Annotated in this window: 9 protein-coding genes and 1 pseudogene; 1 reads left to right on the top strand and 9 read right to left on the bottom strand. The window is 60.7% G+C overall.

All coding sequences use genetic code 11. From position 1 onward, the window contains the following. Positions 1–204: 204 nt before the first annotated feature. The 5 genes from B0G71_RS08455 to B0G71_RS08435 form a co-directional block, all read right to left on the bottom strand. Positions 205–390: a hypothetical protein gene (locus tag B0G71_RS08455; RefSeq protein WP_116141003.1), complete on the bottom strand. Its 186-nt coding sequence runs from the start codon at positions 388–390 to the stop codon at positions 205–207. 347 nt (positions 391–737) lie between these two features. After that, on the bottom strand, positions 738–2,648 hold the full coding sequence (locus tag B0G71_RS08450; RefSeq protein WP_116141001.1) for a hypothetical protein: 1,911 nt from the start codon (positions 2,646–2,648) through the stop codon (positions 738–740). After that, entirely contained in the window at positions 2,645–3,193 is a 549-nt protein-coding gene (locus B0G71_RS08445; RefSeq protein ID WP_116140999.1) for a hypothetical protein, read from the bottom strand. Before B0G71_RS08445 ends, B0G71_RS08450 begins: the two co-directional genes overlap by 4 nt. Further along, positions 3,190–4,377, bottom strand: a complete 1,188-nt coding sequence (locus B0G71_RS08440) for a dsDNA nuclease domain-containing protein (protein WP_116140997.1) — start codon at positions 4,375–4,377, stop codon at positions 3,190–3,192. Before B0G71_RS08440 ends, B0G71_RS08445 begins: the two co-directional genes overlap by 4 nt. 1,212 nt (positions 4,378–5,589) lie before the next feature. Beyond that, a complete protein-coding gene (locus tag B0G71_RS08435; RefSeq protein ID WP_116140995.1) occupies positions 5,590–5,985 on the bottom strand; it encodes a hypothetical protein in 396 nt (131 codons plus the stop codon). A 403-nt stretch (positions 5,986–6,388) separates the two neighbouring features. On the opposite strand from B0G71_RS08435, the gene B0G71_RS08430 reads away from it, so the two are divergent. Beyond that, on the top strand, positions 6,389–6,589 hold the full coding sequence (locus B0G71_RS08430) for an AlpA family transcriptional regulator (protein ID WP_258875539.1): 201 nt from the start codon (positions 6,389–6,391) through the stop codon (positions 6,587–6,589). 16 nt (positions 6,590–6,605) lie between these two features. On the opposite strand, the pseudogene B0G71_RS08425 reads toward B0G71_RS08430, so the two are convergent. The 4 genes and pseudogenes from B0G71_RS08425 to mobH form a co-directional block, all read right to left on the bottom strand. Beyond that, a pseudogene (locus B0G71_RS08425) lies at positions 6,606–7,073 on the bottom strand (SET domain-containing protein). Between the two features lie 29 nt (positions 7,074–7,102). Then, entirely contained in the window at positions 7,103–7,801 is a 699-nt protein-coding gene (locus B0G71_RS08420) for a DUF4400 domain-containing protein (RefSeq protein ID WP_116140991.1), read from the bottom strand. 16 nt (positions 7,802–7,817) lie between these two features. Beyond that, positions 7,818–9,965: a type IV conjugative transfer system coupling protein TraD gene (gene traD, locus B0G71_RS08415; RefSeq protein ID WP_116140989.1), complete on the bottom strand. Its 2,148-nt coding sequence runs from the start codon at positions 9,963–9,965 to the stop codon at positions 7,818–7,820. 21 nt (positions 9,966–9,986) lie between these two features. Continuing rightward, positions 9,987–12,038, bottom strand: coding sequence for a MobH family relaxase (mobH, locus tag B0G71_RS08410; protein ID WP_116140987.1), 2,052 nt, complete (start codon positions 12,036–12,038; stop codon positions 9,987–9,989). Positions 12,039–12,150: the final 112 nt, after the last annotated feature.

Raw genomic sequence — 12,150 nt, 5'->3', positions numbered from 1 at the left:
CAATAAATGTAACACGATGAAGTGTTGCCATAGCAACGCCCGCCTGAACTTTGGACATGATTGTCCGAGGGGCGCCATGGGCGCGGAAAATCATGCTTCGCGGAGATTCATTTCCGCTGAGTCCGCCGCGCGTCCGGGTGCTGCAACCCGGACGCTATGTCGCGCACTCCTGCTCGGGAGGCTCAACGCGATAGCCGGCGTAGATTAGAACCCGTGGCGGACATACAGCTCGTGACCTTGGTAGAGGCCAAGCGGCACAGCGCCAGCGATCGGATAGTCGAACACCGGCGCGCTGACCCAAGCTGTCCGAAACTGCATGCACTGGCTTGCGCCCTCGCCGGCCACATTGGACGAGGTCAGCGCGATCCCCCACTCCTCGATATCGGTCAATGCGGTGGAAATCTGAACATACGGGTCGCCGACTGAGGTGGCTTAGTCCTTAGTTATTCTCTTCCTGTCACTATAGTGGTCCGCCTGGGCGGTGCAACGTTGTTCCCGTCTAAAGAATTCCGGTCGGTCGCGCGAGCCAGCGCGCAAAAGACCGCGAGCGCTATTTGTCGCGTGATCCCAGCGACGTGTTCGTCGGGTGTGCTGCGCTCGTGGATATGTCGATCTTCCTGTTCGCATGTCAGATCGTGACGAACAGGATCGGCTGGATGCATCTGACGTTGTGGACGAACGACGCGTTCGTCAAACCGCGCTTGCGTCGGCCGACAGATCGCTTCAGCTTCTGCCCTTTAGCTCAGGAAGGCCTTGTTGAGCTTCGTACGGTTTGCCCCGCCCAGCCCCTGAAAGGAGGCCCCCGTGATAATCAGCTGCGCGCCAGAAAACGATTCCTTTGCCAGAAGATCGATGAAAGGCTGAACGATAAAATTTTCCTTGTCCTCGATCGACTCACCCAGAAAGTCTCCGGGCAGGTCGATAATCGATAGGCCCGGATAATGTCCGTGACCCTTGTCACTCAACCACAGTAAGCCGAAGTGATACGCCATCAGGAAATAGAGCGTGTCTGTGCCACCCAGTGTTGAGTTCCAGCGCCGCGAACCGATCTTGATGTTAAAGCCCGTTCTCGACAGGTTCACGTCGACCTCACTGTGCCTCCACACTCCCGGCTTCAGCCGATTGAGTTCCTGAAGATAGAAACGCATACCGGTTGCCAGCTCCTCCTCCGCGGCGCCGAAATCCGTCGCGGCCATCTTCTCGTCAACCTTGATCTGGAGCGGGGCTATCTGCTTCTCGAGTTTCTCAATCTGTTCCGTCAGTTGATCACCCAGCTCGAGCGCCCCCTTCAATCGCCTTACCTGCCTCTGGCGTTCACTGAGCTCGCCCATCGTCATATCGATGGCGCTGATTTCCTGGCTGACAAACGCTGCGACCGCTTGCCGTGCCGGTGCAAGCTCGTTTTCCAGCATTCCAAGCTGCTCATCAATCGCCGAAAGCTGGCGTACAAGCCTTTGCGCCTCCCGTTCCAGCACATCCAGCAAGGCGTCGGCTTCGGCAAGCTCACCATTGAGCCGGTCGCCCTCGAAGCGCAAACGGGTAGCGCCCAGCCCTTCTATGACCGGATCTATCGGCAGCGTCTGATGGCAAAGATGACAGTGAGCATCATCTTCAACCTTTGCTGGCGCAACCGGCTGATCGCATGCGGGACAATGCGTGATCTTCAGATCGGCCAACACGGCGCCGGCGTCCTCCGCCCGACTCAACCGCGCGAGTTCATCGCTCAGATCAGTCCGGTAGCGCCGCATTTCGTCGAGGCGTTCCTGCGTTGCCCTGGCCTGCTTGAATGCGTCCTCTCGCTCAGCGATAAGCAGAGCACGCCTTTCGCTCAGTTCCTCGACGCGCCCTCGCTCCTGCACCGGCACGGCTCTGTCCCGGCCGTCGGAAAGTGTCAGGATTCGCTTGCGCCGAATCTCATCAAGGTCGTGTTCCAGCTGCTTTTCCGCTCGTTCCACTGTATCGGCCGTCACGAGTACCTCATCACCGCCTTCTGCCAACAGGTCGCCAGCCAGCTCGTTGAGTGTCGATCCGTACTGCTCGCGCCTCGCGGCAAGACGCTCAGCCGCGAGCCGCATTTTTACCAGCTCCCCGTACTCCTCGGTGTAGATGTTCTCAGCCAGACCAAGAAACTGCAGCAGACAGGCGTGCTGCTCCGCCTCTGGCTGCATGTCGGCAATGCCACTCCAGAAACGTTGCTGCCGATAGATGTGCCGCAACAGCATGCGGAAACTGAGCTCTGGCCAGGTCTGACCGGACAACGGGTTGCCCTTCGGGAAATGCAGCAACGGGATGCCGAGTTTGCCAAGCAAAAGATGCTGGAATTCCCGCGCTGGCATCGCCTCCTTGTTGACGAAGATTTTTGTCTTGCCACCAGCCTCTTTCCAGCGCCGCTCAACGTACAGGCATTCGTCGCCAACTAGCAGTTCTACGGTCGCGCTGTCGTATTTCGCAAGCAGTTGCTCGTCAAAAGTGGCGTCGATTGAAGTCGGATCGCCCAGCAGGTGATCAAGCGTCTGGAGCCACTTTGTCTTTCCGGTATTGGGTGAACCGACTAGCACGTTGACGCCAGGCAGAAACGTCAAGGCTTCGGTTTGTCCGTTGAAAAGTGTCCTTGTCAGGCGCCCGATCGAAAGGAAGGATTGACTCACGATTCGATTACCTCCCCGAGGCGACGCTGCCCGACTTCCCGATCAAATATTTTGTAGATCATGTTCTTCAGGGACGATCCGCTTTTGCCACCAAAGGCCTTCTTTACCTCGCGCATACGATCCGCAATGGGCGCAAATGACGCGAGTTGGGCCAGGCGTGCCGACCGATCATGTCCAAGATCTGTCAATGCAATCCGGAACGAATTCTTTTCTTTCGTCACAGCTATTAAATTCCTCGCTTCCAGATGGGCCAGTACATGGTAGTACCGCTTGTCCCACGGCCCGTAGTGGTGCCGGACCATTGCCGACTCGACGGCATCGCCAACCCGGGACGTCGTGCCCGTCTGCTGGCACGCCATATCAAAGAACTCAGGATACCGGACGAAGAAATCAAGCTTTGCCATCTTGGTGAGACCGTCGATCCGTCCTGCCGTACCGCACAGCTTTAAAAGCAGCAGCAGGCGAGCGGCATGAAATTCGACGACATCATCAGCCACCAGCGGCAGACTGGCGGGCCGGGTGCCGAGCCGATCCAGCGATCTCATTTGCGCGGCCTCGCGAAGCGATGTAAGCAACGGTCAGTGATGTCATACATGCACCCCTTGAGATAGGCGGCCCGATCCTCCGAACCGATGGGGCGATTCCCATTCATCTCGTCGAGCCGGTCCAGGCACATCATAAGAAACGAGATTCCATCGATATCAAGTTGCCCCGCGCTATACCGCGTGCGCAACGACATCATCTCCGACTTGACGCGCTGCTGGAGCCATTCACCATGATCATCGGCCATATAGCGCGGATTGCGCGTCGCCGCTGCATAGTCGCGGCGCATTTCTACTGCCAGCGCAATAATCTCTTCGCCTGCACCAATCTCCCGCAGCTTGTCAGCAAGCTTGCCACCCCCTTGTAATGCTGCGCCCCGCCGGATCTCGGTCGTGCGTTCCTTCCACCATGTAGATATGGCATCGCGCGTAATGATCTTGTCGTCGCGACTGGGGTACCATCGGGCTTCGCCCGCACGCTTGACCCATACGCGCAATTCACCCAACAGGAGTTCGACATGCTCTTGAAGCAGGTCGAGCTTCTGCTGGGCTGAAAGTTTTATCAACGCCAGCAGGTTCGCACGCTCGATATTTGACTTGTCGGCGCGAACATCCCACAGGCAGTTTTCGATCCAGTATTTCGCATCGTTTCCCTTCGCGGATTGAAATGCCGGGCAGTACCCGTCGATGCCCGTGAACAGTTCGAGAAACTTCGCCCCGTTCGATTCACGTCCCGGTGCATCGAGAGGAAACGTCAACACATCAAGCGCAGTTACAGCTGGCCGGTGCGTGACGATACGAAAGCGCGATAGCTCTCGATGTTGGTCGCGGGAAAGTGAAACTTCGAAAATCGAGCTGCCGACGGCGCCTGACTTGCGATAGCACAGGTCCGCGACTGACCAGAGCTTGTCTGCTTCACCGCCTTTCACCTGCACGAATTCAGCGATGCGTCCTGCTTCGCCCGATCGCAGGAGCAGAATGTCATCGTGCGATTCGCAGTGGATTTTCACCAGCGAGGGATCGCACAGCATATCAATCAGAAAGCCGACAGCGACCTCGTCCTGATAACTGAAGCCGGTTCTGGCGATAGGGCCACCCTCTTCCGCCGGACAAGCGTCATCGACAGATGACCAGTTTGTGTCATTGGACGTGTCGGCATATGCCCCGGCCGTTATCGGGTCCCCCATTTGCCCCTCTCTCGCTCTATTCTATTTGCCAGTCTGATTTTCGCATTATCATACTCCAACTAACTCAAGAATTGCCTCCAGGTTCTTTCCTTTCAAGACCCACTCGATCAAACGATCGTGACGTAAGCCGCTTCCATCGCCATGAGCTATGCGGTTTGGGTCGGGAAGGACGAGGCCGGGTTTTGGCGGGCCGATGCAGTGGGTGCGCTACGCCAGCTGGGCATGCGGGCCCGCGAGTTGTTTTGTGGTCGTGCTTCGGCACGTAGCAGAGGGAAGCAAGGGCCGCATGGCCGTGAGGGTGACGGTTCGACTGACTTGCACGATCACCGCCTTAATGTATGCCTCGAGGCGCATTGATGCATTGATTGCACCCTATCGGCTGAGAGCTGGGTAGCGCCACGCACTTGCGACGTTTTCCGTCGGAGCAACAGTTCACCCACTCGCCTTTTTCGCATAAAAGGTCGCTAGCATGTTGCCGGATGACGTCTCTGTCCCATACCAATCACCGATTCATTCTTTCCATTCTGGAATTGACAACGCAACGAGCACAGCAGCCCTCGAAGGACGGCGCGCCAGCGCGGCGCGCGATGCGCCGGCCAACAATGCGACTTCCCCCGGCTTAACGCTTGACCAGGATCACTGGCACCTGCGTATCGCCTGCGTAGTACCGGAACGGGGGCATCTAACCGCTCACGAAACATTCATGTCGTGGCTCTTGAATCTCCTGGCAACCAGCCACATATGGCGACTCGGACAAGCCGGCAACCCGAGACCCATGCGTAAAAAGCAAAATTTTCAGCAAGCGCGCGCACGGATATCCAGCGAGTCGAGCAAGGCCTTGGCGAAGTGTTGACCGAAGGAGAAAGCACGGGACGCTGGGCTCTCCCGGGCGCACTGATCGACGGCCTCACCAGGCTGGTGAACGAGTACGACCGCCAGATCTGCTCGACCCCGGATGCAAATCGTTGCGATGGCCAGCGATCACCTTGACCGGGTGATTGATCTGGCCGAACGTGAAGCGTACTCTTCCCGGTTGCAGAGCCCCGCGGCATTTTAGGCGTACCGCGCCGGGCAGCATGCTCAGCGGCCAGCGCGTGTGGGCTGAATAACCCACAGCGCGCGTCATGCGAACTTCGCCAATCCTAAGCATCGTCACATTGGTGACATCATGGGCTCCGCTGCTTTACAAGCCGATTCTCAGGGTCGTGGACGTCAATTGCCGGGGTAAGCGCTGAACTTCCTCTCATGGCGGGCAAGTCGCCGCGGCGTTGCGAACCGCGCTCGAAAGGGCTCGACGATTGCAGGGTCAACTGCCACTGGCATGTCCAGGAGTCCGTGATCACGAAACCATGCGAATCGGTGCCGCCCGTTTGAAAAAGCCACTTCGCCGCGGCTCAGGCCGATCTCCGGTACCTGAATGGGGCGATGCAGATTCGCCGCGAGCCACTTCCCGAAGAATGCATAGCGATCATCCAGGCCGCCCTTGCCACCGGGCCCAACATAGAGACCCTTATCGTGCTGCCACGACGCGTCGATCGCGTTGACGGAGACCCAAACGATGGGATCAGCAGGGATGCAGTGTGTCCAGACCAGCCGTTCATAGTTCACTTTTATTGCCCTTCAAAAGCGTGGCCCTCAGATCTTCGGAGATGACCATGGCCGTCATGGCGCGAGCCGTTCGATATGGTCTTCGCCAAACTTCGCGATATCGGGCTTTCACGTAACCTGCTCGCCGTATGATGCCCACATCCGCTTGTTGTGGAACGACCACGATATAGAAACTGAATTTGACGCTCGCCGACGTTTCGCAAGGTCGCGGCCATATTGTCGATGAATATGCAATTAAGTGTAACAACAATGCATCTCTCTCGACCAGCAAAGCTGTATTGATGTCGCCGTGCCGTCCGTCGTCTCACGGCATCCCCTGCGGTCGTCCATTGCGGGCAGTCGAACTCCGTGGATAATCGGCCACAGCAAGTGCAATACGGAGCCGAGCGAAATGGACCAGGTAATGCGCATGAAGGATGTCGTGAAAAAGATTGGCCTGTGCCGGGCGACCATCTATGCAATGATCAGCCGCGGAGAATTCCCCCGGCCTATCCGCATCGGAGAACGTGCAACAGGCTGGCGCGAGTCGGAACTGGAGGCGTGGCTTGCGAACCGCACTGAAGCAAGGGAGCGGTCGGCGTCGACGCTACCATCGGGCCGCTGATTTGCCGCTTGCAAGATCAAGAGCCCACTGCCAGCATCGTGCCACGGCATCCCGACGCGCCACACCGGCAGACATAGCTGGGCGTCGCTTCTTCGTCTGTTGGATCTGCAATGGCCAACTGGCAGTCAAGAAACAGTTCCTCACCGGGCGTGACCGCAGTCGACGCATGAATGTACACGCGGTCTTCGATTTCGATCGCCTCGCAATTGGCGTTGCATGAGTGATTGAGCCAGCGCGCGCTGTTTCCCCGACGCCCGCCGTCAATGACGCGTCCGTCCGACAGCCCGAAGAAATACGTGTGGCCGGCGGTGCCGGTGCTTCCATGCTGCCTGAGGGCGGCTGTCCACCTGATCGTCTCGCCCTTGTATTCGATAATTCGCTCGCCGGCTTCGAGTGCCCGTCATGCGAACACGTCACGCCCATGCACGGGCGAGCGTCGAACCACTACATGTCGGCGAATGACCTGTCTGTCCTCTTTTTTCATGGCCAAAGTATAGGGCGACAGATTGCGATCTACGTGTACTTCTTGAAGTACTTCGCCATGTTCCATACCGCGATCACAATCATGATCGACACCGGCCAGAAAAGCAGCCAGATCGGCAGCCGTACCGGCGCGACGAGCCAGATGACCGCAGTCAACGGGATCACGCCGAACGTCAGAAAGCGTTTCGCGTGATGGTAACGGGTCGCCGACTCGTGTCCGCCCTGCGCGCGCCTCACGTGTCGCGCCGCCAGACCGTCGGCCACGGCAACAGCAATCGCGAGCACGAACTGCGGAATCGTCATTGCGAGCATCGCGATGCGAACGCCGAAGAGCTTGATCCCGTACATTGCCACCATGAGCGCCTCGCGCGTCGCCCCGGAAAACGCCGGTTGCAGGTAGGACCCCAAACCATGCGAAGGCAGGACGCCTGCCTCCCATGCCCGCGCCGACGCATCGACGCCGGTCCAGCCGAACCAGCCCCAGTACGCGGCGTCCGCCGCCCACGCAGCCAGCCCGGGATCGGTCGTCTCGCTCAGGTAATAGCGAAGCAGCGCCTGCATCCCACCCACCGGGTCATCGCGCCACAGCGTTTGCGCCGTGGCGAGATCCGCCAGCACCGCGAGGATGCTGGCGAGCAGCAGCCAGAGGACAACGTGGATCGCCAGATCGACGATCCAGAAGAAAGACTTCACACCATCGGCATTACCGTCGCGCGTTTTCGCCGCCATGGTCGCTCGTCTATCGTCAGAACCCGGCACCCTTGCCCTGCACCGTCCACGGTCCAGAGATCGGTGCGGGCGTACCGGCATCCGCGTGGACCGGCATGAAGCTGCCTACGGCGCCGCCAATAGCATCGGGCGACACACCTCCTGCCTCGTCGAACGGCGCCACCGCCTGGACATAGGACGCATAGCGGGATCGCATGTCTGCCACCACGTCGTCCAGCCCCGGCAGCATGATCGGGTCATGCGCGTCGAGCAGCGGCAGCCGTACCTTGACCAGCTGGCCGCCCTCGATGAGCGCGAACGCCTGGCCCTTGGGCAACTGCGTCAGATCAGATGCCTGCAGCATCGGTACCTGTCGTACCGAGATCTGGTCGTGTGTCTGCGCCGTGAAATGCACGCCCTCGCCGTGCCTTACCGCATCCGTCGCGGACGACGCAAGCGTCAGTGATTTCACATCGACCATCGGGAGCTGGTCGGTCAGAATCTTCGCGGTCGTGACGTACTTCACCCGCAGCATCACGACCGTATTGAAGTTCCCGAAAATCTGTTCGGCCTTCGCCCTTGAGCCGATCCTGGCTTCAAGATCAGCGCTCGTCTGCGTGTAGGCGGTGACCTGATAACCGGCGCCGCCCGCCTTGTTGACCAACGGCACGAATTCGTCGCCGACCAGTTCGTTGAACTCGTCCGCATGGATCGAGACGCGCCGCCGGCCGCCTGCCGTGCTTTGCCCATAGCCATGCCCGTACTTGTAGATGCGGCCCGCGGTCGACGTCAGGTCCGCGAACATCGCATTGCCGACCACGCCAGCCACCTCGAAATCCGACAACGCGTCCAGTCCGACATACACAATCCCGCCGCGATCCATCACGCGATTCCAGTCGAACACGGGACGCGGATCGTGGGGATCATCATAGTCGGGCGACAGGAGTTCTGATGTGCGACCTGTGGTGAGCTTTTCCAGGAGCGGATACAGCGACGACACGAGCTTGTCGAAATACGAGCGTTCGTTGCTGATGACCGACAGCAGGCCATTGGCGATCGGATCGGTCCAGCCCTGCTGCCGGATCAGGTTCGCCACCTGCAGCACTTCCTGGTTGCGCTGCAGGCGCATCGCCTGCTTCGCCTCTTCCTTGTCCAGCGGCTCGAGCCCGTCCTCCCATCCCGGGTAATCACGATCGAGCCAGAAGCGGAAGTACCGTAACGCGAGCCCGTCGATGTTCACCGCGTTCCGGTAAATCATCTCGTAGGTTGGGCGAATCCCGAGCGCACTCATCGCCCGGGCCATTACGTTCACGAAACGCCAGACAAAGTCGCGAAATGCAGCGGACTGCCCCTCCTTCGGCAGATTGCCGGCAATGCGCGTGGCAACCTCGGTGATCCGCGAATACGTGCCGATCGGGCTATAGCGCGCCGACCTGTCGGGATAGCCGAGGTGGAAGAACGTGAACTCGCTCTCCCGCCCGCAACGTTTCGCTTCCGCATACATGCGCAGCAGCAGGTCGACGTCGCCCTTCGGATCGAACACGATCACGACGTCACCGCGGCGGATGTCCTGGGCCACCAGCACCTCGCACAGGCGGGTCTTGCCCACGCGCGTTGTCCCAAGCACGGCCATGTGCCCCACACGCTCGGCCATGTCGAACCAGATGGCCCGCTCGTCCGGTTCGACGCCATGCAGCGCGGGGTCTCCTCCAACTGGCGGCAACGGCGCGACGGGATTCCACCGTGCCTCACGGCGGGTCACCTGTGCAATCCGGCTACCGGGATAGCGGCGCTCATGGTCCCGCGCCCGGTCGTACAGGTCATTGCGGGCAAGCAGCCGGCGATTTTCGGGAAAACGGGCCTGATAGAGCCGCTGCGTGTGAATAACGCTCCAGCGAAAGCCGCGTCCGAGGAACACCTCCTTCGCGGAGCACGGAATGTCGGCTGCGGGGATCACGTACTGCGGCAAGCGGCGAAGATTGCGCTGGAAGCGGATCAGCCGCCACGCCTGTCGCCCGCGAACGTAGGCGAGTGACAGCAGCGCGAGGGTCGTGACGCCGCCCGTCGCGGGCGTGATGAGAAAGAGTGCCGGGTGGGACCAAAGGATGCCGGTCGCAGCGAGCGCCCCAATGGAGGACACCAGTTCGACGGGCCTGCGAAAGAAGTTCTCGACCGGATACGCCATCGCCGTCGCCCCGGTGCCTCGTTACGCCTCAGACGACCGAGGTGAATCGGCGTCTTGCGCTACGACCGCCTTCTGCTTCGACTGGATCATCACGTTCGGCGGCGGCACGGGACTGAAGAACCGCTCAGGCTCCGGAACGAGCATCGCAGATAACTGACGGCCGCCGGCGCCCTTGATCGTGTAGTGGAGCAGATAGGAGCGCCCCGCGCCGCCCGCATCGGCGGTCACCGGATAGCCGGACTTCTGGAAATCACGCTGGACCTGCTTCCACGGTTCCGGGGTTGCGCCATCTTCCGCCAGCGTCTGTTCGATCGCGTCGGGATGAGCCTGCGCGAAATCGCGGAAGATCGCGGGCGTCACCAGCAGCATACCCTCCGGCACAAAATGTACACGGGCCATCGATTCGTTGTACGGCAACCCGCCATTGGCAACCCCCTCCTGCACCCAGGCCATGAACCGTTCGGCATTTGGCCGCGGCTGCCGGGCACCCGCCCGGGAGGCAATGGATCGCGACGGAACCCGCGCCTTCTCGCGCGGGCGAACCGGGGCGCTCACCAGATCCGGTACGAGTGCAGGATCTCTTCTCCCGTCGCGATCAACGATTTCATCGTTCAGCACGGCGGCGCTCTCTGCGTCCGGCAGATAAGCCTGCTCACGCTCGTTCATGGACGGCGTGCCGGCATCGAACGCAGCGCTCTCCTGCGGGTCGGGCAAGTCATCGGCCGCGACTGGCGACGACGTTTGCGGGCCAAGCTCTGCGTGTGCTTCAGTCACGCCCTCATCAGTGAGCTCGACACATTCAGCTGTCGGGTTCGGCACAGCGCCCACTTCGATAACCTGAACCGAGGCCGCCGGTAGCGCACGCGGATAGCGAGCCGGATCGGCGTAGAGCCGATCGAGCGGAAAGCGCAGGACCGTGAACGTTTGCTGCCAGGCACCAATCGTCACTGTGATGGTCCAGATGGCGCCGCCTTCCGGCGTCGGCACCAGCGCACCGTATTCCTGCCACGTGTCGAAGAGCCGGTTGTTGTCCGACGGGATGCCAGCCGCGCCGCGCTGTTGCTCTTCATGCGACGCGACGTAAGTGCGGACAGCCTCGGCCAGCGTTTTCGCCACGCACCACAGCGATTCGCCGTCGCAATAGCCGGTGGCTCCCGCACGGTTAAGCGGCACGCCGCCCTCGGCCAGAAGCCGTCGCAGCCCTTCCATCAACCGCTCGATCAACGGAACCGCGCGCGCCGTCGCAAACCGCGTACGGGGACCGGCGAGCAGGTTTTCCGCTACCGAGCGGCGATCCGCATCGCCGACGATCTTCGCCAGCGCGCTGTCTTTCGAGCTGGTCTCGCCGGATAGGTAGGCAGCTAGTTCATGCAGCACCGGCGGATACTGGGCCAGCCAGCTCAATGACGCCGGTGGCACGACGCGCTGCAGCAGCACGATGGCAAGACGCGAATGGGCGCCGTAATCGCGCTCGCCAGGCGCCGGGAAATCCACGCGATACCACTCGCCACCCTGCCCGTTCATGCTGCCGGCCATCGGCACCCAGGGACGGAGTTCGTGCCTGCAAACCAGTTCGACCTTCAGATCCGCGAGCGGCTTGCCGATGTCGTGCAGCAGCGCGCCGACCAGGACCGCATAACTGCACCGCGCTCCGTGCTGCATCTGGTCTTCGGGACTCGCCCCCAGCGGCAGCCGGTACCCCTCACGGAAATGCAGCGCATAGCGCGCCACCTCGAGCAGGTGAATCAGCAGGCCGCCCGGTTGCGCGTGATGATGCGATTCCGATGCGGGCAGGAGCTGCACGAATTCCGTGAGCCGCTGCAGCAACGGTTCGAGGTCGCGCTTCTCGCTGTCGAAAGACAGACCCAGACTGCTGGCGATACGCCGGACTGTCCCCTCAACACCGGTTCGCTGAATCAGCTCACGGTATCCCAGTACCGGCAGGTATTGCGGCGAAGGCGGCACGCTGCGCCTGACAGGCTGCGCGGGCGGCGCAGCCGGAGGCAGCGGCGGAGTCGCATGCACCGTCGCTTGTTGCAACTTCAACCAGTCAACGGCATTGGCAAAAGCCATGTGGGGTTTCCGGCTGAACGGGAGAACGGGATCAGCCTCGGTCGTGAGGCCTCGCGAAAGGTCGCCATGGTTGAACGGTACGCATCGCGCTGCTGGAACCGACGCAAATAAC

The sequence above is a fragment of the Paraburkholderia sp. BL27I4N3 genome, assembly GCF_003386115.1.
Classification (GTDB): domain Bacteria; phylum Pseudomonadota; class Gammaproteobacteria; order Burkholderiales; family Burkholderiaceae; genus Paraburkholderia.
This window is presented reverse-complemented; position numbering and strand designations above follow the sequence as displayed.